The organism is Xanthobacter sp. ZOL 2024, from assembly GCF_052932325.1.
In genome coordinates this window covers 1,393,479-1,417,333 of the sequence record NZ_CM128808.1, presented here as the reverse complement: position 1 = coordinate 1,417,333, position 23,855 = coordinate 1,393,479, and the positions used below count along the sequence as shown (strand labels likewise).

22 protein-coding genes are annotated in these 23,855 nt (G+C 70.8%); 12 read left to right on the top strand and 10 right to left on the bottom strand.

All coding sequences use genetic code 11. From position 1 onward, the window contains the following. Window positions 1-2: 2 nt before the first annotated feature. From pqqA to secB, 4 genes are all read right to left on the bottom strand, one after another. The gene (gene pqqA, locus ACU4E7_RS06730) at window positions 3-80 is read right to left on the bottom strand and encodes a pyrroloquinoline quinone precursor peptide PqqA (RefSeq protein WP_443268014.1); all 78 of its coding nucleotides are present in this window, start codon (window positions 78-80) and stop codon (window positions 3-5) included. Between the two features lie 195 nt (window positions 81-275). Continuing rightward, complete coding sequence (locus ACU4E7_RS06725; protein ID WP_238123935.1) at window positions 276-971, bottom strand: response regulator transcription factor; 696 nt, start codon at window positions 969-971, stop codon at window positions 276-278. Continuing rightward, complete coding sequence (locus tag ACU4E7_RS06720) at window positions 968-2,569, bottom strand: HAMP domain-containing sensor histidine kinase (RefSeq protein WP_447021050.1); 1,602 nt, start codon at window positions 2,567-2,569, stop codon at window positions 968-970. The genes ACU4E7_RS06725 and ACU4E7_RS06720 overlap by 4 nt, the downstream gene beginning before the upstream one ends. A gap of 134 nt (window positions 2,570-2,703) precedes the next feature. Then, window positions 2,704-3,186, bottom strand: a complete 483-nt coding sequence (gene secB / locus ACU4E7_RS06715; RefSeq protein ID WP_238123937.1) for a protein-export chaperone SecB — start codon at window positions 3,184-3,186, stop codon at window positions 2,704-2,706. A gap of 151 nt (window positions 3,187-3,337) precedes the next feature. On the opposite strand from secB, the gene ACU4E7_RS06710 reads away from it, so the two are divergent. The 3 genes from ACU4E7_RS06710 (at window position 3,338) to ACU4E7_RS06700 (ending at window position 4,808) form a co-directional block, all read left to right on the top strand. Continuing rightward, window positions 3,338-3,550, top strand: coding sequence for a DUF1674 domain-containing protein (locus ACU4E7_RS06710; RefSeq protein WP_447021049.1), 213 nt, complete (start codon window positions 3,338-3,340; stop codon window positions 3,548-3,550). 268 nt (window positions 3,551-3,818) lie between these two features. Next, window positions 3,819-4,325: a formaldehyde-activating enzyme gene (fae, locus tag ACU4E7_RS06705; RefSeq protein WP_447021048.1), complete on the top strand. Its 507-nt coding sequence runs from the start codon at window positions 3,819-3,821 to the stop codon at window positions 4,323-4,325. A gap of 330 nt (window positions 4,326-4,655) precedes the next feature. Beyond that, window positions 4,656-4,808, top strand: coding sequence for a DUF3309 family protein (locus ACU4E7_RS06700; RefSeq protein WP_238123586.1), 153 nt, complete (start codon window positions 4,656-4,658; stop codon window positions 4,806-4,808). Between the two features lie 93 nt (window positions 4,809-4,901). Here the strand turns inward: ACU4E7_RS06700 and ACU4E7_RS06695 are convergent, their stop codons facing one another. Beyond that, on the bottom strand, window positions 4,902-6,257 hold the full coding sequence (locus ACU4E7_RS06695) for an aspartate aminotransferase family protein (RefSeq protein ID WP_238123585.1): 1,356 nt from the start codon (window positions 6,255-6,257) through the stop codon (window positions 4,902-4,904). Between the two features lie 152 nt (window positions 6,258-6,409). On the opposite strand from ACU4E7_RS06695, the gene ACU4E7_RS06690 reads away from it, so the two are divergent. Continuing rightward, window positions 6,410-8,401 (top strand): hypothetical protein, encoded by a 1,992-nt coding sequence (locus tag ACU4E7_RS06690; protein WP_447021047.1) that lies wholly within the window; start codon window positions 6,410-6,412, stop codon window positions 8,399-8,401. Between the two features lie 137 nt (window positions 8,402-8,538). After that, on the top strand, window positions 8,539-10,011 hold the full coding sequence (locus tag ACU4E7_RS06685) for a sigma-54-dependent transcriptional regulator (RefSeq protein WP_238123583.1): 1,473 nt from the start codon (window positions 8,539-8,541) through the stop codon (window positions 10,009-10,011). Between the two features lie 16 nt (window positions 10,012-10,027). Here the strand turns inward: ACU4E7_RS06685 and ACU4E7_RS06680 are convergent, their stop codons facing one another. The 4 genes from ACU4E7_RS06680 to ACU4E7_RS06665 all read right to left on the bottom strand — a co-directional run bounded on the left by ACU4E7_RS06680 (window position 10,028) and on the right by ACU4E7_RS06665 (window position 13,531). Then, window positions 10,028-10,393: a helix-turn-helix domain-containing protein gene (locus tag ACU4E7_RS06680; protein WP_238123582.1), complete on the bottom strand. Its 366-nt coding sequence runs from the start codon at window positions 10,391-10,393 to the stop codon at window positions 10,028-10,030. Window positions 10,394-10,620: 227 nt separating this feature from the next. Next, complete coding sequence (locus tag ACU4E7_RS06675) at window positions 10,621-11,427, bottom strand: DUF2076 domain-containing protein (protein WP_447021046.1); 807 nt, start codon at window positions 11,425-11,427, stop codon at window positions 10,621-10,623. A gap of 137 nt (window positions 11,428-11,564) precedes the next feature. Continuing rightward, on the bottom strand, window positions 11,565-12,881 hold the full coding sequence (gene ispG, locus ACU4E7_RS06670) for a flavodoxin-dependent (E)-4-hydroxy-3-methylbut-2-enyl-diphosphate synthase (RefSeq protein ID WP_447021595.1): 1,317 nt from the start codon (window positions 12,879-12,881) through the stop codon (window positions 11,565-11,567). 101 nt (window positions 12,882-12,982) lie between these two features. Continuing rightward, window positions 12,983-13,531 (bottom strand): Fur family transcriptional regulator, encoded by a 549-nt coding sequence (locus ACU4E7_RS06665; protein WP_447021045.1) that lies wholly within the window; start codon window positions 13,529-13,531, stop codon window positions 12,983-12,985. Between ACU4E7_RS06665 and ACU4E7_RS06660 the strand changes: the two genes are divergently transcribed. From ACU4E7_RS06660 to ACU4E7_RS06630, 7 genes are all read left to right on the top strand, one after another. After that, window positions 13,530-13,736, top strand: a complete 207-nt coding sequence (locus tag ACU4E7_RS06660; RefSeq protein WP_238123579.1) for a hypothetical protein — start codon at window positions 13,530-13,532, stop codon at window positions 13,734-13,736. The two genes, ACU4E7_RS06665 and ACU4E7_RS06660, sit on opposite strands and share 2 nt — an antisense overlap. A 44-nt stretch (window positions 13,737-13,780) precedes the next feature. Continuing rightward, complete coding sequence (locus tag ACU4E7_RS06655; RefSeq protein ID WP_238123578.1) at window positions 13,781-14,563, top strand: 3-hydroxybutyrate dehydrogenase; 783 nt, start codon at window positions 13,781-13,783, stop codon at window positions 14,561-14,563. A gap of 61 nt (window positions 14,564-14,624) precedes the next feature. Then, window positions 14,625-15,671, top strand: a complete 1,047-nt coding sequence (locus ACU4E7_RS06650) for a patatin-like phospholipase family protein (RefSeq protein WP_238123577.1) — start codon at window positions 14,625-14,627, stop codon at window positions 15,669-15,671. A gap of 137 nt (window positions 15,672-15,808) precedes the next feature. Then, a complete protein-coding gene (locus ACU4E7_RS06645; protein WP_238123576.1) occupies window positions 15,809-16,390 on the top strand; it encodes an O-acetyl-ADP-ribose deacetylase in 582 nt (193 codons plus the stop codon). Further along, window positions 16,356-17,114, top strand: a complete 759-nt coding sequence (locus ACU4E7_RS06640) for an RluA family pseudouridine synthase (RefSeq protein ID WP_238123597.1) — start codon at window positions 16,356-16,358, stop codon at window positions 17,112-17,114. Before ACU4E7_RS06645 ends, ACU4E7_RS06640 begins: the two co-directional genes overlap by 35 nt. Window positions 17,115-17,269: 155 nt before the next feature. Continuing rightward, window positions 17,270-19,969, top strand: a complete 2,700-nt coding sequence (locus tag ACU4E7_RS06635) for a TIGR02302 family protein (RefSeq protein WP_447021044.1) — start codon at window positions 17,270-17,272, stop codon at window positions 19,967-19,969. A gap of 119 nt (window positions 19,970-20,088) precedes the next feature. Further along, window positions 20,089-21,936: an aminopeptidase P family protein gene (locus ACU4E7_RS06630; protein ID WP_447021043.1), complete on the top strand. Its 1,848-nt coding sequence runs from the start codon at window positions 20,089-20,091 to the stop codon at window positions 21,934-21,936. Window positions 21,937-22,046: 110 nt separating this feature from the next. On the opposite strand, the gene atzF is transcribed toward ACU4E7_RS06630, so the two are convergent. After that, on the bottom strand, window positions 22,047-23,855 hold the full coding sequence (gene atzF / locus ACU4E7_RS06625) for an allophanate hydrolase (protein ID WP_447021042.1): 1,809 nt from the start codon (window positions 23,853-23,855) through the stop codon (window positions 22,047-22,049).

The following is a 23,855-nucleotide window of genomic DNA, read 5'->3' as shown; positions in this document are numbered from 1 at the left end:
TTTCAGAAGTCGGCCGGCAGATAGGCGGTGACTTCCATGCCGACGCACACTTCGCACACTTCGGGCTTCTGCCAACGCATGATGTTTCCTCCTATTAATTGAGTTCCAGATTTTCATAAGAAAATCATAAGAACCAAGCTGTAATGAGCATTCATTACAGTGACTTCAAATATTGTCCTTCATTCGCCGACCCGCAAGGGGAATTTTCACCACCCTCGACCAGGAAGATGTTGCAGCGGCCCCACGCAGTGCCCGCTTTGCCCGGACAGGGCCGCTCAATGGGCGCCGGCGCCCACCAGATCCAGCATGAAGCCGCGTCCGCGCACGGTGGCCACCTGAGGCCCACCGGCGCGGCTCACCGCCGCCAGCTTGTTGCGCAGATAGCCCACATAGACATCCACCACATTGAGCGAGGCGCCGCCCTGGCTCGCCCACAGGCGATCAAAGATGTCGCCCCGCGCCACCGGCCGGTTCGGGGTCGCCATCAGCAGCGCCAGCAGCTCCGCTTCCCGCTCGGTCAGGCGCACGTGGATGTCGCCGAACAGCACATGGCGGCTGGCGAGATCCAGCACCAGCCGGCCGGCGGTCAGCCGCTTGTCGTGGGCATCGCCCAGCCGGTGCATGAGATGGGCCCGCAGCCGCGCCACCAGCTCGCCGAATTCGAACGGCTTCACGATATAGTCATCGGCGCCGGCGCCGAGGCCCTCGGCGCGGTCGGCCACCTCGTCCTTGGCGCTGAGGAACAGGATGGGGCCGGAATGCCCGGCGTTCCGCAGCGCCCGGCAGACATCGATACCGGAACCGTCGGGCAGCATGATGTCGAGCACCACAGCGCAGGGATTGTAGGCCCGGGCGGTATCGAGCGCCGCGTCGGCGCGCCCCACCACCTGCACCTCAAACCCCTCGGCAACGAGCCCGCGGCTCAGCATCGCGCCGATATCGCTGTCGTCCTCCACCACCAGAATGTTCATGTCGTCTCCTCTCCCGCCCCGGCGGCCTCGGCGCCGAAGGGCCGCGGCAGCGTGATCGTCACGCGGGTCCCCGCGCGGACGTCGCCACCGTCGTCATTGTCCCCCAGTGTGATACGTCCGCCATGCTGCGTCACCACCCATTCCGCCAGCGACAGGCCGAGCCCGAAACCGGAATGGGCGGCGCTGGCACTGCCCCGAGCAAAGCGCTGGAACAGGCCGGCGCGGGCCGCCGGGGGAATGCCGCGCCCATCGTCCGCGACCATGATGCGCACCTCGCCCAGCGCTTCGTGGGCATCCACTGTGATCATCGACAGCGGCGCGCCGTGGCGCAGGGCATTGTCGATGAGGCCCTCGATCACCTGCCGCAGCCATTCGCGATCGGCGTGCACCAGCAGGCCGGGGTCGGCCACCACGCCAGCCAGCCGCACCCCCTGCCGCTGGGCCGGCGTCTCGAAGGCGGCGATGGCCTCGGCCACCAGTGCCGCCATCGGTACATCCTGGAACACCAGCTCGATCTCGCCGCTTTCGGAGCGGGCCACCCGCAGCAGATCCTCCACGCGCCGATGCAGCCGGCCGGCCCGCTTGCGGATGGTGGCGAGCACGGCGCGGGCCACCGCCTCGGGAATGGAGGGCGCGCGCTGGGTGATGTCGCATTCGCCGATGATGACCGTGAGCGGCGTGCGCAACTCGTGGCTGACATCGGCGAAGAAGCGCCGGCGCGAGGCATCGATGGCGGCGAGCCGGTCATTGGCGGCGGTGAGGTCGGCGGTGCGTTCGGCCACGGTGCGCTCCAGCACGACGCGGTCCTGCGCCACCCGGCGTTCGCGCCGCGCCAGGCGCTCTGCCATGCGGTTGAACTTCGCCATGAGCAGGCCGAGCTCGTCCCGCGGGCCAATGGCGAGGCGGGTCGCCAGCACCCCGCGCCCGATGGCCGCGGCCGCGGTGTCGATCTGCGCCAAACGGTCGAGCAGCGGCCGGGCCAGGGCCCGATAGAGCACCAGCGCCACCAGCAGCACCGTGACCGCCAGCAGCACCGCGCCGAGCTTCAGCTGTTGGGATAGGGCCCGCGCTTCCGCCCGCGCCTCGGTGACGGCGCGCCGTTCCCCCTCCACCAGCAGGGAGAGCACCGGGCCGGCGCTGGCGGCGAAGGCATTGAGGGCGCCGCGCACCTTGTCGGACCGCCGCGCCCCGTCGGGATCGGCGAGAGCGAGACCGATCTGGCGGTCCAGAAGGGCGAAATCGGCTTTCAGATGGGCGAGGAATCGCGCCCGGCCCTGGCGCGTCGCATCGGAGGGCGACAGATCCTCGGAGCTTTCGGTGGCGACGATCTCCAGCACCGCCACCACCCGCGCCCGGGCCGCTTCGAGCCGGGCGCGATCGGGGCTGGGAAAGCCCGCATCGGCGACCGCCGTGATGCCGAATTCAGACAGGCGCGCCGAGGCTTCGGTCAGGAGATCCAGGCGGCGCTGGGCAGCCACGGCGGCCTCCAGGGCACGATCGGTCGCGCCCACCGCCACCACCACGCCACCCGCCGCGAGGGCCGCCAGGGCGGCGACGGCGGCGATCAGCGCACCCAGCTTGAACCTTATCGATGCCATGCCCCAGCTCCGCCACGCCCGCGGGCGCAGCGCCGCCGGGCGAGGCGGCACGGTGGCGGGGCAACCCGGCCATCGTCAAGCCGCCGGCCCCACATGAAAACGCCCGGGCCGTGGACCCGGGCGTTGGAAGCCGATCAGGCCTGGCCGGAGGTCTCGAGCTTCTGCGCCTCGGCCTGCATGCGCTGCTGGTAGAGCGCGGCGAAGTCCACCGGATCGATCATCAGCGGCGGGAAGCCGCCATTGCGCACCGCGTCGGCGATGATCTGACGGGCGAACGGGAAGAGGATGCGCGGGCACTCGATGAGCACCACCGGCTGCAGGCTCTGCTCGGGCACGCCCTGCACCCGGAAGATGCCGGCATAGGTGAGCTCGAAGGCGAACAGGGTATCGGCACCGACCTTGGCGCCACCCTCGATCTTGAGCTCCACCTCGAAATCACCGTTGCCGCCCGGCTTGGCGTTGACGTGAATCTGGATATTCACGTCCGGCTGGCTCGGCGGCGCAGACAGGGAGCGCGGCGCATTGGGATTCTCGAACGAGAAATCCTTGGTGTATTGCGCGAGCACGTTCAGCGACGGCGCCTGATTCGGGGTGGGGCCGCCATTCTGCGTCGCCATGCGCATCTCCATCGGTTGCAGGCTTTGATACAGTGAGCCCGAAGGCGCGCGGTTCGCTACCATGCTTTGCAGCGGTGGTTCAAGGTTGAGCACGCGGCCGCCAGCGCCCAAATTGCGTGAGAGATCACGCCCCGAGACCCGAGAGGTTGCCATGACCGACGCGCCCCAGCGCCCCGCCGCCCCCGAGGCCCAGCGCAAGCCGCTCAGCGATGCCGCCAAGCGGGCGCTGGCCGAAGCCGAGGCCCGGCGCCAGGCGGCCGATGCCGCCCGCACGCCGCTGCCCAAGGAGATCAACGGCCGCGACGGGCCGGAGCCGGTGCGCTATGGCGACTGGGAAGTGGGCGGCATCGCCAGCGATTTCTGATCAGACTGGAACAAATGGGCCATCCGCCGCGCCCGGGGCATCTTGCTGGCGGCCGTTGGGTCGCGTAGTTTCCGCGAGCTATCCGGTGAACCGGCTCGGCGTGTGCCGGGCGCTGACAACAAGGGTAAGCGGCAGCCGACCGCTATCCGCATGAACCGGAGGCGGTCGTCCCGAGCCTGGTGATGGATGCGACGGCGCGTGCGGGAGCAGGGCTCCCGCGGCCCGGTCCGGCGGCCATCGCCCGGGTTCCATTTGGGAGGACGAAACGATGGCCAAGATCGACAAGGTTCTGGTGGGTGAGGCGCTGGTGGGCGACGGCAACGAGGTCGCCCATATCGACCTCATCATTGGCCCGCGCGGCAGCGCGGCCGAAAGCGCCTTCTGCAACAGCCTCACCAACAACAAGGACGGCTTCACGTCCCTGCTGGCGGTGATTGCGCCGAACCTGCAGTGCAAGCCCAACACCGTGATGTTCAACAAGGTGACCATCAAGGACGCGCGCCAGGCGGTGCAGATGTTCGGCCCGGCCCAGCACGGCGTCGCCAAGGCGGTGCAGGACGCGGTGGCCGAGGGCATCATCCCGCTGGAAGAGGCGGACGACCTCTATATCTGCGTGGGCGTGTTCATCCACTGGGAAGCGGCGGACGACGCCAAGATCCAGTCCTACAATTACGAGGCCACCAAGCAGGCCCTCGCCCGCGCCGTCAAGGGCGAGCCCTCCGCAAAGGTCGCCACCGAGCAGCGCGACGCCGTCAAGCATCCCTTCCAGGCCTGAGCCTGAGGGGCGCCTGCGGGCGCGACGCGTAGGAGACGATAGGCCCGGCCCCACGGCCGGGCCTTTTGCATGTGGCAGCCGGTTATGGCTTGGCGCGCCCCGGGGCGGGAGCGTAACCTGTCGGCGGGCCCGGTTGAATACCAGCTGTTAGGGGAATGCCCTCAGGATGCCCGGCGCATTCCGTTCCCCGCGCCGTGCCCCGCGCCGTGACTCGCGCGCCGTCGTTGCGCCGGCACCGATGGCCGTCCGGGTGGGCACCTGCGCGGGCACGGAAGGCAGCCCTGTCCTGATGGCGCCCATGTCCGGGTCGCCACCCCTTTGGAGGCACCGATGGCGGCGGTCCTGATCATCGTGCTGGTGATATTGACGGTGGCCGCCCTGCCCACCTGGAATTACAGCGCCCGCTGGGGCTATGCCCCGGGCGGCGCGGTCGGCGCGCTGCTGCTCGTGGTGGCGGTGCTGACCCTGACGGGCTGGCTCTAGGTTCTTTTCGTGCCCCGATCCCGGTGCCTGTGATGCCGGTGCTCCTGATGCCGGCATGCCGGGGCCACCGCAGCAGCCCCGGCGCGGGGCGGTTTACATCACCTTGTCGATGACGCGGCCGAGCTTCTCCACCAATTCGCCCACCTGCGCCTCGGAAATGATCAGCGGCGGCGTCACCACCAGGGTGTCGCCGGAGGTGCGGATCATCAGCCCTTCCTCATGGAACGCCCGTTCGAGCCCCTCATAGCCGCGGGCGCCCGGAGCGCCCTCGCGAGCGGGCAGGTCGACGGCGCCGGTAAGGCCGACGGTGCGGATGTCGAGCACGCCGGCCCTGTCGCGCAGGCTCATGATGGCATCGGCCCACAGGGGCTCCAGCCGGCGGGCGCGGCCGAACAGGTCCTCCGCCGCATAGAGATCGAGGGTGGCGAGCGCCGCCGCGCAGGCCAGGGGATGGGCCGAATAGGTGTAGCCGTGGAACAGCTCGATGGTGTGCTCGGGCCCCTTCATGAAGGCCTCGTAGATGCCCTTGCGCACCAGCACACCGCCCATGGGCACGGCGCCGGCGGTGATGCCCTTGGCGAAGGTGATGAGGTCCGGCACCACGCCGTAGCGCTCGGCGGCGAAGGCGGCGCCGAGCCGGCCGTAACCGGTGATCACCTCGTCGAAAATCAGCAGGATGCCGTATTTGTCGCAGATCTCGCGCAGCCGCTGCAGATAGCCCTTGGGGGCGGGCAGCACGCCGGTGGAGCCGGCCATGGGCTCGACGATCACCGCGGCGATGGTGGAGGCGTCGTGCAGGCCGACGATGCGCTCCAGCTCGTCGGCAAAATGCGCGCCATAGTCGGGTTCGCCCTTGGTGAAGGCCTGATGCTCGCGGTCATAGGTGGTGCGCAGATGGTCGACGCCGGTGAGCATGGTGCCGAACGTGCGGCGGTTGGTGACGATGCCCCCCACCGAGATGCCGCCGAAGCCGACCCCGTGATAGGCCCGTTCGCGGCCGATGAGGCGGGTGCGCCCGGCATGGCCGGTGGCATTGTGATAGGCGAGGGCGATCTTCAGCGCCGTATCCACCGCCTCCGAGCCGGAATTGCAGAAGAAGACGTGGTCGAGGTCGCCCGGGGCCAGGGCGGCGATGCGGTTGGCGAGCCGGAAGGCATCGGGATGGCCGAACTGGAAGGTGGGGCCGAAATCCAGCGTGGTGGCGGCGGTGCGGATGGCCTCGACGATCGGCTCGCGATTGTGGCCGGGGTTGGTGCACCACAGGCCGGAACAGCCGTCGAGCACGGCGCGGCCCTCGGGCGTGTAGTAGTGCATGTCCTTGGCGCGGGCGACGAGCCGCGGTCGCTTCTTGAAGGCACGGTTGGCGGTGAACGGCATCCAGAAGGCGTCGATGTCGTTCGGCACGTCCGCAACGGAAGCGGTGCTGCCAGCCCTGTCGTCCAGAACCATGATGGTCTCCCTCAAGCGCGCGTGAGCGCTCATGCGGCCATGCTTCGGCCGCCAAGTTCTGCAAGCTATCAGCGCTCCGGCCTCCAGGAAACATCACGCGAGCGCGGCTCAATCCTCTTGCATGCGCATGGCTTCTGACAGAAAAAGACCCCATGACCATGGGTAATGCCGGCAAAATGGAACCCAACGACGCTGCAACGCCCGACGTTGCGCCGGCGGATGGCGTGTTGCCGGCCGCCGAGGGGGGCGCCGCCGGATCCATGTCCGCCGGATCCCTGTCCACAATATCCGCGCCCGTCGAAGCCCTGCCCGTCGAAGCCCTGCCCGTCGAAGCCCCGCCCGCCGAAGCGGCGCCGGCCGACGAGGAGGTGGTCGAGGCGCTGGAGCGGGTGCTGGCGGCGCCGGACCTGCGCACCTCGCCACGGCTGGGCGCCTTCCTGCGCTATGTGGTTGAAGCGAGGCTTGCCGGGCGGGCCGAGCAGATCAAGGGCTACACCATCGCGGTGGAGGCGCTGGGCCGGCCGGCCTCCTTCGATCCCCAGTCCGATCCCATCGTGCGGGTGGAGGCGACCCGCCTGCGGCGGGCCCTGCAGAACTATTACAATACCGATGGCCTGGACGACCCCCTGCAGATCCTGATCCCCAAGGGGGGCTATGTGCCGCAGTTCGTGCCGCGCAAGGGGGCTGTGCCGGCGGTGACGTCGCCGGCCGCCGCGGTGCCGGCGCCACTGCCCGAGGCTGCGCCGGTGCCGATCCCGGTGCCGGCTCCGGCGGCGCGAGCCCCCCGCCGCTGGGCCGCGGCGGCCATGACCGCCGTCGTGGCGGCGACGGCCGCCTGCGCCACCGCGGCGGTGCTGTGGCTGAGCGGCATGGAGGCGCCGCCGGTTCTGCAATCGTGGCTGGGGGGGCGCCCGCCGCTGGCGGACCGGGTGCGGCTGCCCATCGTGGAGGTGACCAGCCTTGCCTCCAACGACAGCCGCGAGGTGGTGCGCAACGACCTGCGCAGCATCGAGGAGCGGCTGCGCGATGCTTTCGCCCAGTTCGATTTCGCCGAGGTGCGGGCCGGCACGGGAGAGGGCCTGGCGGCACGCGAATGCAATGGCCGCCAGCCGCGCTCGGTGTTCGTGCTCGGCGGCCTCGCCGAGCCCCGCGCCGATGGCACCTTCTCGCTCATGCTGCACCTGGCGGACCGGTGCGAGGGGGTGATCGTCTGGTCGCAGGCCATTGACGGTCTCAAGGCGGAGCCCGGCAGCCAGGAGACCGAGCTGCAGGTGGTGCGCGAGGTGACCCCGGCGCTGATGGAGAGCTATGGCGTGGTGCCGGTGCGGGCGCGCTCGCAGGTGCTGGCCCATGCCCCGGGCTCCGGCTTCGGCTGCGTCGCCGCGGCGTTCGCCGTGCTGCGCAACGACGGCAGCGCCAGCGCCACGACGCCCCGGGCCTGCCTGACCAGCCTGGTGACGCGGGATGGGGAATTCGCCCTCGGCCATGCGGTGCGGGCCTCGCTGCTGCTCGACGAGGCCATGCGCGGCGTCGCGCCCGCTGCGGACACGGAGCACAATGCGCTGATGCTGCGGGAGGCGGAGCTGGCGGCCGATCTCGCCCCCACCAGCGCCTATGCCGCCCGCACCCTGGCGCTGGTGCAGCTCTACCTTGGCCAGACCGAGAATGCGGTGGCCTCCGGCGAGCGGGCGCTGCGGCTCAATCCCCTGGATTTCGATGTGGCGGCGGCGGTGGGATCGGTGCTGATCGGCGCTGGCCGTGTCGAGGAGGGGGAAGCGCTGCTGCGCGCCGCGCAGGCCCATGGGGCCGGTCGGGCACCGCTGCAGGAGGCCTATCTGGCCATCGCCGCCTTCCTTAAGCGGGATCCCTTCGCCGCCCAGGCCATGGTGCCGCAGCTGCGCCTGCACAGCGGGCCGCAGAGCCGGCTTGCCCTGGCCCTGGCGCTGCACGCCCTGGAGCGCAGCGGCGATGAACGGGAGGCTGTGCGCGCCCTCGCCCGGCTCGACAATGGCGGGGCGGAGGGGGTGCGCCGGCTGGTGCGCCACCTGCTGCCGGCGCCGGCCGTCTCCGAGCGGGCATTGGATGCCCTGGAGGCGGCGGGCCTCTCCCAGGAGGCGGCGACCCTCAAGCGCCCGAGGGGCTGAGCGGCGGCTGGGGCTCGGGCATCCGGGTGCAAGCCGCCAGACGGCCCATCGGCAGTTGCTCAGACGCCGATGGCAAGGATTTGTTTACCCCCGGCGGGGCACCCTGAGCGCCCGCCTCCTGCCCACGTGTGCCGTTCATGACCGTCGTCCGCTCCGCCCAGAACCTGCGTGTGCTCGTCTGTGATCCGGATCCGGCGGCCCGACGCGGGCTGCGGGCTGCCCTCGGCCGCCGCGACGCCCTGAACATGATGGAAGCGGAGTGCCTCGAGGCGGCCTTCGTGCTGGCGCCCCATTGCGACGCCGCTTTGGTGGCCATGGGGCCGGGCGAGGAAGACATGATCGCGCGGCTGCGGGCCGCCGGGTTGACAGGGGTGATGATCGTCGCCCTGGCCCAGGGGTCGGTGGCCGGCGCGGTGGCCGCCATGCGGGCCGGCGCCGACGACGTGGTGTTGAAGCCGGTGCGGGCGGAAGACGTGGCGGAGCGCCTCGTGGCGGCCGCGCCCGCCGAGCGGCCGGAGCGGCGCCGGGCCATGCGCGAGGATCGGCGGCCCCCGGCGGCCACCCTCCATTCGGATTTCTGCGGCTTTCTCGGCCGCTCCACCCCCATGACGCGGCTTTATGAGCAGATCAACCGGGTGGCCGCCTCGCGCGCGCCGGTGTTCGTCACCGGCGAGAGTGGCACCGGCAAGGAACTGGCGGCCAGTGCCGTCCACGCCCGCTCGCCGCGCCACGCGGGGCCGTTCCATGCGCTGAACTGCGGTGCCATCCCGCGCGAGCTGATGGAAAGTGAGATCTTCGGCCACGCGCGGGGCGCCTTCACCGGCGCCCATGCGGAGCGCTCCGGCGCCGCCGAGCTGGCCGACGGGGGCACCCTGTTCCTCGACGAACTGGGTGAGATGGACCTCGCTCTGCAGGCCAAGCTGCTGCGGTTCCTGCAGGATGGAAAGGTGCGGCGGATCGGCGAGGGGCATGAGCGGCAGGTGGACGTGCGCATCGTCTGCGCCACCAATCGCGATCCGGTGGCGGAAGTGAAGGCCGGCCGCCTGCGCGAGGATCTGTTCTATCGCCTCCATGTGCTGCATCTGCATTTGCCGCCGCTGCGGGAGCGGGGCGAGGATGTGATCCTGCTGACCGAGGCGTTCCTGGCCCGCTTCGCGGGCGAGGAAGGGCGGCCGCTGCCGCGGATGACACCGGAGGCGGCCGAGGTGCTGCGCCAGCGCCAGTGGCGCGGCAATGTGCGCGAGCTGCAGAATCTGATGCGCCGCGCGGTGGTTTTGAGCGACGGACCGGTGCTGTCGCCGGCCCTGTTCCAGGATGACCGCATGGACGGTGACGCGGTCTCGACGGAGCGGCGCAGCGCCCCGGTTCTGGCGGCGGCCGTGCCGGCCCCCGGCGGGTTGCCGGTGACCCCGGGCCTGCGCATCGTCGAACCGTTCGCGGTGGTGGAGCGGCGCACCATCGAGGCGGCGATCGCCGCCTTTGATGGCAATATCACCCTGGCTGCGGCGGCGCTCGATCTCAGCCCGTCCACGCTCTATCGCAAGAAGCTCGCCTGGCAGCAGTCGGATCCCGACCATGGGGATGTCGGCGCCGATTCCCACGTCGCCTGAGCGTTGGGCGGGGCGCTCAGGCGCGCTTGCGCAGGATCTTCAGCCGGCCCAGCAGCTCGGCCACCGCCTCGGGGGGCAGGTGGCGGATCTCCTGCGCCAGCAGGTTGGCAAGCTCTGTGGCTTCCGGGCTGAGGCCCGAGGTGTCGACGCTGACCTTCGGCTGGGACAGCTCGGCGAGCCGCTGCAGGTCCTCCGCCTCGTCCCAGATGACGTTGAAATAGGCGATGACGCGCTGCACCAGCGCCCAGGTGGGCCGCCCGCGCTTGCCGTTTTCCAGCGCCGAAAGATAAGTGGGGGTCACGCCCAAGGCGTGCGCCATCTGCGTGAGCGTCACACCCCGGCTGGCTCGCAGATCTCGCACCCGGCGACCGAACGGCGTCATGGGCCCCCTGCTTGTCTGGCTGGCGCGTCTTGCGCGCCTTCCTCCGCTCCATCGCAGGGATGGCGGCGCAAGTCCACCAGCAGGCAAGCCCAGGAGCCAACAACGCCACCAGCTACTTCAGCCCGAGCCTCGCCGGTCTGCACCGGCGATGGGCTGCCACATGCGGCGCGGCCGGGGATAAGGCCCGGCCCGCGCTTCAGGGTTGGGGTCTCTGGGTTGGGGCGCGCTCAGGTCCAGTCGCTGTCGTCGCCGCCCAGATCCCAGCCACCGTCGTCGAGGCTGGCATTCTGCGGGTCGACGTCCCAGAAGCTGTCGCTCTGACCCTGGCCGCCCAGCGCCTGCTGGGCTTCGGCGCCGAGGTCGCCGGCGGCATCGGTCACCGGCTTCACCGCGTCGGCCGCCTGCTGGGCAATGGCGCCCTCGCCGCCGGACATCATGCTCTTGATGCCGTCGAACAGCAGCGCGCCACCGGCGACGCCGGCCGCAGTGGCCAGAGCCCCCTGCAGGAAGCCGCCGCCACGCTGCGCGGGAGCCGCCGGCATGGGCTGCTGCTGGCCCCAGGGGCCGCCGGCCTGCTGGGCCGCCTGCGGGTAGCCGCCCTGGCCATAACCCTGCTGACCGTAGCCCGGCTGGTTATAGCCCGGCTGATTGTAGCCGCCTTGATTGTAGCCACCTTGGGCGTAGCCCGGAGGCACGCCCATGGGCTGATCCGTCGGGCGGGCTCCCGCTGCCGGAACCGACCCGCGGCCGCCGCCGAACAGGCCACCAAGGAAGCCGCCGGAAGACGATGGTGCCGACTGAGCGCGGGCCTCGGCATCCTGAAGCTGGGCTTCCAGCTCCTGGATGTGGGCATAGGCCTGCTGCAGGGCATGTTCCTGAACCAGCACGCTCTGGGCGAGCGCATAGGGTGCATAAGGTGCCTGGGCGACGCGGCGCGCGATCAGCGCTTCCGCCTCTGCGTCACGCGGCGCGCTCTCGAACTCGCGCATGCGGTCGAAAAGGCCGTCGATCAGGGCACGTTCCTCGGGGGTCATCTCCGCCTCCGGTGGTTGGACCGGGAGGGATATGAGCAGCCAAGGGGGGCGCCGATAGGGCGGGCGCAGATGAAATTTTCGTAACGTCAGGTAGCCCGATGGGGTCTTCCTGCGTCACGCCGCGCTCTGCTTTCGGCTTACTCGGCGGCGTCGGCCGAGCCGGATGAGGCCTTCGCGCCCACGCCGAAGCGCTGCTCCACATAGGCTTCCACCATCTGGCGGAACTCTTCCTGGATGTTGGCCCCGCGCAAAGTGGCGACCTTCTTGCCGTCGATGAACACCGGGGCGGAGGGGGTCTCGCCGGTGCCGGGCAGGGAGATGCCGATGTCGGCATGCTTCGATTCCCCCGGCCCGTTCACGATGCAGCCCATGACCGCCACGTTCAGGGTCTCGACGCCAGGATATGTCGCCTTCCAATGGGGCATGCGGGTGCGGATCATCTCCTGCACGCTCTGCGCCAGCTCCTGGAACACGGTGGAGGTGGTGCGGCCGCAGCCGGGGCAGGCCGCCACCAGCGGCACGAAGGTGCGCAGGCCCATGGTCTGCAGGATTTCCTGCGCCACCTGCACCTCGCGGGTGCGGTCGCCACCCGGCTCCGGGGTCAGCGACACGCGGATGGTGTCGCCGATGCCCTGCTGCAGCACCACGCCCATGGCGGCGGTGGAGGCGACGATGCCCTTGGAGCCCATGCCCGCCTCGGTGAGGCCGAGATGCAAAGCGTAGTCCGAGCGGCGCGCCAGCTCGGAATAGACGGCGATGAGGTCCTGCACCGCCGAGACCTTGGCGGACAAAATGATGTGATCGCGCTTGAGGCCGATCTCCTCCGCCAGCGCCGCCGACAGAAGCGCCGAGCGCACCAGCGCCTCGCGGGTCACCGCGCGGGCCTCGGCCGGGTGGGGCAGGCGGGCGTTTTCGTCCATCAAGGCGGTCAAGAGCTCGCCGTCGAGGGAGCCCCAGTTGGCGCCGATGCGCACCGGCTTGTCATTCTTGAGGGCGGTCTCGACGATGGCGGCGAACTGCCGGTCCTTCTTGTCGCCGAAGCCCACATTGCCGGGATTGATGCGGTATTTGGCGAGGGCCTCGGCGCAGGCCGGGTGATCGGCCAGGAGCTTGTGGCCGATGTAATGGAAATCGCCCACCAGCGGCACGTCGATGCCTTGCGCCAGCAGCTTCTCCCGGATGTGGGGCACGGCCGCCGCCGCCTCGTCCCGATCCACCGTGAGGCGCACCAGCTCCGAGCCGGCGCGGGCGAGGGCCGCCACCTGGCGCACGGTGCCGGCCACATCGGCGGTGTCGGTGTTGGTCATGGACTGCACCACCACCGGGGCACCGCCACCCACCATCACCGCGCCCACCCGCACCCCCACGGTGGGGCGACGGCCGGCAGGGCCGGCCTGCAGAAGCTCGGTGGGCACCACCGCGGGCGCCGCGATCGGGGAGGGGGCAGAGGTCATGGCCGGAAGATCCTCGGGCAGCAGGGTCACGGGCGCCATGAGCGCGCCGGCAACGCCATCGAGGTAGGCCCGGGCGGCGCCAGCGTCAACCGGCGGAGGGCTCAGGCGCCGTCGGGCGCCGTGGCGCCGTCGCGTTCCGCCGCCTCGCGGCAGCGGGCGCAGGTGCCGGCCACCTCCAGCACCCGCTGGCGCGGGGTGAAGCCGGCGGCGCGGGCGGCCCAGGCGAGGTCGCGGCCCACCGCGTGGGAGCCCACTTCCCGGGTGAGGCCGCAGCGCTCGCAGATCAGGAACACCACCACCTCGTCGATGTCGTGGGGGTGGGTGCAGGCGAGATAGGCATTGCGGCTCTCGATGCGATGGGCGAGCCCCTCGGCCACCAGGAAATCCAGCACCCGATAGACCGACATGGGCGGCGCGCCCTCGCCCTCGGCGGTCAGCCTCTCGACGATGTCATAGGCGCCGAGCGGCGTGTGGCTCTGCGCCAAGGCCCGCATCACATTGCGCCGCAGCGGGGTGAGCCGCAGGCCCTTGGCCACGCAGCATTGCTCGACGCGCGCCACTGCCCCGGCCACGCATTGGCTGTGGTCGTGGTCGTCGCCTGGGGGGCTGATATGCATCTCTTCGCGGGTCACAGATCCGATGTAATGCATGGAGGCCCGTTCCGCCATCGCCACCGCGACGACGCTGGAGCTTAACCATAATCTGATACCAGAAGCGCAGCGCGCGACCACCCCGCATTTTGCGGGATGGCGCGCATTGCGTCGCTTCGCGGGCCAAGGCAAGCTGCGCCGCGCGGGGGATCGTCGCGATCATCCGCATGTGACAGCATCGTCACAGCGCATCGCTAGATGGTGATGCCGCGCCTTGCGCGCTCACCTGCGCCGGATTGGGGAAAAGCCATGTTCAAAGGGAAGGTCGCCGTCGTCACCGGCTCCACCAGCGGAATCGGGCTCGCCTATGCCCGCGCCTTCGCCAAGGAAGGCGCCAACATCGTCATCAACGGCCTCGGCGATGCGGCCGCCATCGAGACCGAACGCGCCCGCATCGAGACCGATTTCGGCGTGAAGTGCCTCTATTCGCCGGCCAACATGCTGAAGCCGGAAGAGATCGAGGGCATGGTGAAGCTCGCTGAGACCGAGCTCGGCTCCTGCGACATCCTGGTCAACAATGCCGGTATCCAACATGTGTCGCCGATCGAGGAATTCCCGATCGACAAGTGGAACATGATCATCGCCATCAACCTGTCGGCGGCGTTCTTCGCCATGCGGGCGGCGATCCCCGGCATGAAGGCCCGCAAGTGGGGCCGCATCATCAATACCGCCTCGGCCCATGCCCTGGTGGCCTCGCCCTTCAAGTCGGCCTACGTCTCGGCCAAGCACGGCATCGCTGGCCTGACCAAGACCGCCGCCCTGGAAACGGCGCAGTTCGGCATCACCGTGAACGCCATCTGCCCCGGCTACGTCTGGACCCCCCTGGTGGAGAAGCAGATTCCGGATACGGCCAAGGCCCGCGGCATTTCCGAGGAAGAGGTGAAGAAGAACGTCATCCTCGCCGCCCAGCCCACCAAGGAGTTCGTGACGGTGGAGGAAGTGGCGGCCTATGCCGTGTTCCTCGCGTCCGACAATGCCCGCTCCATCACCGGTTCCATGCAGTCCATCGACGGCGGCTGGACCGCGGAGTGATCCGCCGCGCGGCGGGTCGGGGGTGGGTCGCAACAGACCCGTGCTGAGGAGGCGAAGACCCATGGCCCGTCGCGACGGCGAAAAGAAGTCCCTGTCCCTCGCGCTCCAGGGGGGTGGCGCCCACGGCGCCTTCACCTGGGGCGTGCTGGACCGGCTGCTGCAGGACGAGCGGCTCGTCATCGGCGGCATCTCCGGCACCTCGGCCGGCGCCATGAACGCGGTGGTGCTGGCCAACGGCCTCGCCAAGGGCGATCCCGAGGAGGCTCGCCACGGCCTCACCCAGTTCTGGCGGGACGTGTCCCGCGATGGGCGCATGTCGCCCTTGCAGCGCACCGCCTTCGACCGGCTGATGGGCAATTGGTCGCTGGCCCGCAACCCGGCCTATCTCGCCTTCGAGGTGGCCTCCCGCTTCTTCTCCCCCTACGATTTCAACCCGCTGAACATCAATCCGCTGCGCGAGATCCTGGAGGCGCACGTGGATTTCGAGGCGCTGCGGCGCTCGCAGGTGAAGATCTTCATCTCCGCCACCAATGTGCACACCGGCCGCGCTCGCATCTTCGGCCATGACGAGATGACCGCCGATGCGGTCATGGCCTCCGCCTGCCTGCCGTTCCTGTTCCAGGCGGTGGAGATCGAGGGCGTGCCCTATTGGGACGGCGGCTATATGGGTAATCCGCCGCTGTTTCCGCTCTATGAGAAAGCGGATGCCGACGACATCCTGCTGGTGCAGATCAACCCGGTGGCCCGCAAGACCACGCCGCGCACCGCCTCGGAAATCCAGAACCGCATCAACGAGATCACCTTCAACGCCTCGCTGCTGGCGCAGCTGCGGGCCATCGACCACGCTGCCAAGCTGATCGACCAGGGCCTATTGAGCCGCTGGACCCTGGGCGGCTCCAGCTTCCGCCGGGTGCGGCTGCACCGCATCGGCGGCGAGGACCAGCTGATGGCGCTCGATGCCACCTCCAAGCTCAATGCGGAATGGAACTTCCTGCAGCATCTGCGCGATCTCGGCCGGGCGGCGGCAGAGATCTTCCTCGATGCCCATTTCGACGACCTCGGTCGCCGCTCCACCCTCGATCTCAGCCTGGAGCTCGCCCCGGACTGAAGTCGGCCCGGTCGGCGCTCACCCCGTGCTCGTGCGTCTGCGCGGCCCGGTGGGCGCCTGGGGTTCCGACATGAGGCTGGCGGTCCTAGATAAGGCCTGGCGCATTCCGCGTATCGCATCGTTGGCAGCCCGCTCCCATGATCCCCTCATCGCCTGACCCATCGCCCACCCCGTCCGCCACCTATGACTGGCGGGGCGTCCGCCTGGAGGTGGTGACCGGCGACATCACGCGCCTCGCCCTCGATGCCATCGTCAATGCTGCCAACAGCTCGCTGTTGGGCGGCGGCGGGGTGGATGGCGCCATCCACCGGGCGGCAGGGCCGCAGCTGCTGGCCTTCTGCCGTACCCTCGGCGGCTGTCCCACCGGCGCCGCCAAGCTCAGCCCGGGCTTCGCCCTGCCGGCGCGCCATGTGATCCACACGGTGGGGCCGGTGTGGCAGGGCGGCGGGGTGGGGGAGGACGCTCTGCTCGCCGCCTGCTATGCGCGGAGCCTGGCGCTCGCCGCCGGCGCCGGGCTCGGCTCCATCGCCTTTCCCGCCATCTCCACCGGGGTGTACGGCTTTCCGGCGGAACGGGCCGCCCCGCTCGCCGTGGGCGCGGTGCTCGACCATCTCGAGGCCGCCTCCTCGGTGACGCGGGTGGTGTTCTGCTGCTTTTCTCCCTCTTCCGCCGAAATGCATGACCATGCCCTTGCCGCCAGCCGCGCCACCCGCCTCTGATACCCCCGCGCCCGACCTGCCGATCCTGCATCGCGACGGCATGATGTTGATCATCAACAAGCCCTGCGGCCTGCCGGTGCATGCCGGGCCCAAGGGCGGGGAGACCCTGGCCGATCATCTCGACGCCTTGCGCTTCGGCCTGCCGCGGGCGCCGGAGCTGGCGCACCGGCTGGACAAGGACACCTCCGGCTGCCTGGTTCTGGGCCGCCACGCCAAGGCGCTGGCGCTGCTGGGCAAATTGTTCGCCGCCGGGCAGGTGGACAAGACCTATGTGGCGCTCACCCGCGGCGCGCCGGCGGACGATGCCGGGCGCATCGACCAGCCTTTGGCGAAGCGCTCGCCCCATCGCGGCTGGTGGATGCAGGCGGTGCCCAAGGGCACGGCGGGGGCCCAGGAGGCCGTCACCGATTATCGCGTGCTGCATCGGGGCGAGGGGCTGGCGGTGCTGGCCCTGTCGCCGGTCACCGGGCGCACCCATCAGTTGCGGGCCCATCTCGCCCATCTCGGCGCGCCGATCCTCGGCGATGCCATCTATGGCGGCGCCTCCCGCCTGCCGGGCGGGCCCAAGCTGCACCTGCATTCGCGCCGCATCGTGGTGCCGCTGGCCAAGAACGGTGCGCCGGTGGCGGTGAGCGCCCCTTTGCCGCCGCATATGTGCGAGACCCTCAAGGCCCTGGGACTCGACCCGGATGCCATCGGCACCGCGGCGGACACGGCCTTCTGACGCGGGCCGGGTGCCACCGGCTTGTGATGGGGCGGGGTGCGTGCGCCGCTGGTGCCTGTGGCGCGGCGTGCTAAGCTCGTGCGAGTTCCGGGCGGCAAGGTCCTCTGGAAAAGCCCCGCGCGGGCGCGAGTTTCTCGCGAGATCATGGAGATGGCGTGAGCCCGGCGAAGCGGCCTCTGGATGGCGCGGAGGAAGACCCGAAGCTCTCGGCGGATGCCGCCAGGGCGGCGACGGCCCAGCGGCTGCTGGCGCGCGCCGTGCGGCGGGCCCGGCTGAGCCTCACCTGGGAACGGATCTGGCCCGGCCTGGCATTGCCGCTGCTGGTGGTGGGCCTGTTCCTGGCGGTTTCGTTCGCCGGCCTGTGGCCCGCCCTGCCGGCGCTGGGGCGGGTGATCGGCGTTGCTGCCTTTGCCCTCCTGCTGCTGCTCTCTCTCATTCCTCTGCTGCGGGTGCGGCTGCCGGGTGATGCCGAGGCTGTGGCGCGGCTCGACCGGGAAAGCGCCCTGGCGCACCGGCCAGCCACCACCCTTTCCGATCGCCTTGCCACCCGCCCGGATGATCCGGTGGGCGCGGCCCTGTGGCGGGCGCATCTGGCGCGGGCGGTGACGGCCGCCGCGCGCCTGCGCGCGGGCCTGCCGGCGCCGGGCCTCGCGAAGCGTGACCCGCGCGGCCTGCGGGCGCTGGTGGTGCTGGCCCTGTTCGCCACCTTCTTCATGGCGCCGGGGGCGCATCTCGCCCGCATCGGCGCCGCCTTCGACTGGCGGGCGCTGACCCCGCCGACCCCGTTCCGGCTCGATGCCTGGGTGGATCCGCCTGCTTACACCGGTCGCCCGCCCGCGGTGCTGCCGGGGCTGCGCTGGGATGAGCCCACGGCGCTGAACGCCACCGCCCTGCAGGTGCCGGCGGGCAGCGTGCTGGTGGTGCGGGGCGCCGGCATCGATCTCGACGGCCTGAAGCTGGAGGGGGGCATCACCCCCCTGGCGCCCCCGGCTGGTGATGCCGGGACGGCGGCGGAAGCGCCGGCTGCCGCCCGCGAGCAGCGCTTCGTCATCCACGATACGGGCGACGTGAGTTTCGTGGGGCCCGATCAGCGCCGGGTCATGTGGCATTTCAAGGCGCTGCCGGATCTGCCGCCGACCGTGGCCTTCGCCCGCGAGCCCAAGCCCGGGCCGCGCAACGTGCTGCAGCTCGCCTATCGCATCGAGGACGACTATGGCGTGAAGGCGGGCGAGGTGGAGATGACGCCGGTGCCGGCCGAGCCGCCGCTGTTTCCCCGCCCCGGTGCGGCGGCCCCGCGGGTGCCGGAAAAGCCGCTGGTTCCGGCGCCGGAGGTGAAGCTGGTGCTGCCGCCCGGCGGGCGCAGCGGCGCCGCCCAGACCTCGGCGGATCTGGTGGCCCATCCCTGGGCCGGCGCCACCGTCAAGCTGACCCTTAGGGTGCGGGACGACACCGGCAATGAGGGGCGGAGCGAGACCCGGCAGGTGCGCCTGCCGGCGCGCAGCTTCTCCAATCCGATGGCGCGGGCGCTGATCGACGAGCGGCGCCTTCTGGCCTTCGATGCCCGCAACCGGCGCCGGCTGGTGGCGGTGCTGACCGCCCTGACCGATACGCCGGAGGCGTTCGCGCCGCCGCTCGGCCAGTATCTCGGCCTGCGGGCGGCGCTGGCCCAGGCCAAATATGCCCGCAACGACGATGATCTCAGGGCGCTGGTGGACTATCTGTGGGAGATGGCCGTCCAGATCGAGGATGGCACCCTCACCGATGCGGAACGCGCCCTCAAGGCCGCCCAGGAGGCCCTGCGCGAGGCCCTGGAGCGGGGCGCGAGCGATGAGGAGATCCAGCGCCTCACGCAGGATCTGCGCGCCGCCATGGACAAGATGATGCGCCAGCTGGCCGAGCAGAGCCGGCGCGACAGCGGCACCGACGCCCGCCCGCTCGACCCCAACACCCGCATCGTGCGGCCACAGGATCTCCAGCGCATGCTGGACCAGATCGAGAATCTCGCCCGCTCCGGCAACCGCGAGGCCGCCCAGCAGCTGCTCGAACAGCTGCAGGCGATGATGGAGAACATGCGCCCCGGCAATCGCCAGGCCGGCCGCCAGGGCAACCGCCAGCAGAGTGAACTGGGGGCCATGATCCAGGAGCAGCAGCGCCTGCGCGATCGCACCTATCGCCAGGGCCGGGAGAACGGGCGCGAGCCGCAGGGCGCAGAGGGTGGTTCGCAGGAGGGCGGCCTGCAAGAGGGCGGCCCGCAAGAGGGGGAGGCCGACCGCCAGGGCCGCTTCGACGAGCTGCGGCAGGGCCAGCAGGAGCTGCGCCAGCGGCTGGGCCGCATGCGCGATGCCCTGCGCGAGATGCAGCGCGGCCAGCAGGGGCAGCAGGGCCAGAACGGGGAACCGCAAGGCCAGGGTGAAGGGCAGGGTGAGGGCCAGGCCCAGGCCCAGGCCCAGGCGATGGATCGCGCCGGAGAGGCCCTCAGCCGGGCCGAGCAGGCCATGCGTGAGGCCGAGGAGGCTCTCGGCCGCGGCGAGGGGCAGACCGCCCTCGATGCGGAAGGCCGGGCCCTGCAATCCCTGCGGCAGGGCGCCCAGGCCCTGGCCCAGGGCCAGCGCGGCAACCAGAATGGTGAGCCGGGCCCCGGCGGTCCGGGCGAGGACAGTGCCCAGCGCACCGATCCCCTGGGCCGGCCCCTGCGCGGCCAGGACTATGGCGACGATTTCACCGTCAAGGTGCCGGACGAGGTGGATGCGCAGCGCGCCCGCCAGGTGCTGGAGGAATTGCGGCGCCGCCTGGAGCAGCCGGGCCGGCCGCGCCTGGAGCTGGATTATCTGGAGCGCCTGCTCAACGGGCTGTGACCGGGGAAGGGGCTTGCAACTTCTCGTCGACATGCCGTTGCGTGCGTTGCGGTCTGGCCGCCACGCTCTTATGGTCGAGGCATTGCCCTCGCACGTGGCCGGTCGCACCCGTTGTCCTCATGACCCTGCATCACCCAAATCCCCATCGTTTCAAGGCCGTCTTTCAAACCTTCGAGGACCTCGCCGATGGCGCCGCCGGCCCCGATCGCCTCGCGGCGCTGCGCGCCGAACTGGCGCGCCGCGGCCTTGATGGCTACGTGATCCCACGCGCCGATGCCCACCAGAACGAGTATGTGCCGGCCCGCGAGGAGCGCCTCGCCTGGATGACCGGTTTCACCGGCTCGGCCGGCCTGCTGGTGGTGCTGAAGGACGAGGCGGCGTTGTTCGTCGACGGGCGCTATGTGCTGCAGGCGCCGGCCCAGGTGGAGACGTCAGCCTTCAGCGTGGTGCCCCTCTCGGAGCTACGGCCGGAAAAATGGCTGGAGAGCCACCTGCCCAAGGGGGCGAGCCTCGGCTTCGACCCCTGGCGCACCACCCTGGACGGCCGGGACCGGCTGGCCAAGGCGGTGGCCCTGGCCGGCGGCATCCTGGTGCCGGTGCCGGAGGATCCGGTGGCCGCCCTCTGGTCGGACCGGCCACCGGCGCCGCGCGAGCCGATCCGCCTTCTGGATCCCGCCATCGCCGGCGAGACGCCGGTGGCCAAGCTGCGCCGGGTGCAGGAGACGCTGCGGGAGCAGCGGCTGGACGGGCTGCTGGTGTCCGATCCCCATTGCACCGCGTGGCTGCTCAACATCCGCGGTGGCGACGTCGCCCACACGCCGCTGCCGTTGGCGTGGTGCGTGGTGCCGGCGGATGGCCTGCCGCACCTGTTCGTCGACCACGCCAAATTCAGCCGCGAGGTGCGCGCCAGCGTGGCCGAGCACGCCCATATTCATCCGGCGAGCGAGCTGGAGGCGACCCTGGCGGCGCTGGCCACCGGGCGCACCTTCCGGGTGGACCAGGCCACCGCGCCGGTGCACCTGGCGCAGGTGATCGAGGGCGCGGGCGGCACGGTGGACAAGGGGGCGGACCCCATCGCCCTGTTCAAGGCGAGCAAGAATCCGGCGGAAATCGCCGGCATGCGCGCCGCCCATGTGCGCGACGGGGTGGCGCTGGTGCGCTTCCTGGCGTGGTTCGAGTTCGCCGCCCTGGGGGGGCGCCTCACCGAGATCGATGTGGTGGAGGCGCTGGAGACCTTTCGCCGCGAGACCGGCGCGCTCACCGACGTCTCCTTCCCCACCATCGCCGGCGCAGGGGAGAATGGCGCCATCGTCCATTACCGGGTGACCCGGGCGACCAACCGCGCGCTTCATCCCCACGAGCTGTTCCTGCTCGATTCCGGCGCCCAATACCCCGATGGCACCACCGACATCACCCGCACGCTGGCGGTGGGGATGCCCTCAGAAGAGATGCGGGCGCGCTACACCCTGGTGCTGAAGGGCCATCTCGCCCTCACCCTGGCGGTGTTTCCCTCCGGCATCACCGGCGCCCAGCTCGATCCGCTGGCGCGGCAGTATCTGTGGGCGGCGGGGCTCGATTTCGATCATGGCACCGGCCATGGGGTCGGTGCCGGCCTGTCGGTGCATGAGGGGCCGGCGCGCATCTCGCCGCTCGGCTCGGTGCCGCTGGCGGCGGGCATGATCCTGTCCAACGAGCCGGGCTACTACAAGAAGGGCGCCTACGGCATCCGCATCGAGAATCTGGTCCTGGTGGAGCCTCGGACCGTCCCGGGCGCGGAGAAGCCATGTCTCGGCTTCACCACACTGACGCTGGTGCCCTACGACCGCAAGCTCATCGATCTCAGCCTCATCACGCCGGCCGAGCGGGGCGCCATCGACGCCTATCACCGCCTGGTGCGCGGTGCCCTGACGCCGCTTTTGGAGGGTGATGACCTCGCCTGGCTGATCCGCGCCACCGCCCCACTCTAGGGATATGGCGCGGGGCCGCCGAGGCCGGCCCTTGCGCGCCGTTGGTGCGCTCGCTTGGTGCGCTCACTTGGACCACGCCGAACGTGCCACGGGCCCGTCCGGCGCAGGTGTCACGACGCCGCGCGGGTGGCCGGCAGCGTCTCCTGCGCCGCGCACCAGGCGCGCCAGCCGCCGAAGGTGGTGATGTCGGTGGCGGCGTCCACCGCGTAGCGCTCCACCAGGAAGCCCTGTGGCCGGCTGCCGTCCTCAAGGGCGATGCGGCCGAGGCCGAGGGGCGCGGGAATGGCCGCCACGAAGCGGGCGAAGCCCGTCTCCGGCAGGGTCCACACCTCCACCTCGATGGCCGCGCCGGCCCCTGGCCCCACCTTCAGCAGGCCGGGCTTGGCGGGCACCGTGTCGGGCAGCAGGTAGAGCGCATAGTCCGGGGCGGTGCGCACGGTGCGCGCGAGGCGGGCGCCGAGGCGGGTCAGCTCGCCATTGAGCGCCATGCCGGAGAGGTGGGCACCCACCACGGCGAGCTCGATGTCCGACGACACCGGCGCACGCACCGGCGGCAGCGGCGGAGCCCCGGTGACCCGGGCCGCGAAGGCGGCGGCCGAGCGGTCGCCGCCACCCCGGGCCAGAACGGTGATGCTGCCGGGCCGGCCATCGGCGCGGCTGCCACAGGGCACGGCGATGCCGCACCAGTCCAGCAGGTTGACGAAATTGGTGTAGGTGCCGAGCCGGGCATTGGGGCCGATCGGGTCCGCCTCCACCTCCTTCACCGTGCAGAAGGTGGGCATGGTGGGCACGCACAACAGGTCGATGCCGTCGAGGGCGATTTCCGCCTCCCGCGCCAGCGCCTTCAGGCGATAGAAGCCGTTGAAGGCATCGACGGCGGTGAGGTCGCGCGCACCCTCGATGATCCTGGCGGTCACCGGGTGCAGGCTGTTGGGATGGGTCTTCAGGAACGGCGCCACCGCCGCCAGCCGCTCGGCCACCCAGGCACCCTGGTAGAGCATGTCGGCCACCGCATAGAGCGGGGCGAAATCCACCTCGCGCACCTCGACCCCGGTGGCGCGCACCTGCGCCACCGCCGCCGCGAACGCCGCGGCCTGGAGATCATCGCCGAAGAAGCGGATGCTGCCGGCGGAGGGAATGCCCACCACCTGCGGCACCATTTCGCCCCGCACGTCGCGATCGCGGGAGAAGGGATCGGCCGCATCATAGGCCGCGACCAGATCGAACACGCTCCAGGCGTCGGCGATGTCGAAGGCGAACACCGAGATGCAGTCGAGGGTGCGGCAGGCCGGCACGGCGCCGCGGCTGGACAGGGCCCCCAGCGACGGCTTGAGGCCGACGATGTTGTTCAGCGCCGCCGGCACCCGGCCGGAGCCCGCGGTGTCGGTGCCGAGCGCGAAGCAGACGATGCGCCGGGCGGTGGCCACCGCCGAGCCGGAGGACGAGCCACCGGGCACCAGCGCCGGGTCGACCGCGTTCAGGGGCGCCGGATAGGGGGTGCGCAGGCCGACGAGGCCGGTGGCGAACTGGTCGAGATTGGTCTTGCCCACATAAAGGCCGCCCGCCGCCTTGAGGCGGGCCACCACCGGCGCGTCGCTGTCCGGCACATAAGCGAAGTCGGGGCAGGCGGCGGTGGTGGGCACCCCGGCCACGTCGATATTGTCCTTCACCGCGAAGGGGATGCCCCACAGCGGCTTGGCTACGGGGTCGAATGGGCCGAGGGCGCGGGCCTGGGCGATCAGGTTCTCGCGGCTTTCCATGTTGAGGAAGATGCCGGGGTCGCCCGCCGCGCTGTGGCGCGCCAGCAGCGTGTCGATGGTCGCCTCCACCGGTGTGCCGGCGGCATAGGCGGCATGGAGGGCGGGAATGGTGAAGTCGTCGCCGGGCCTGGAGCCCGGCGCAGCGCCGAACGCGGACAT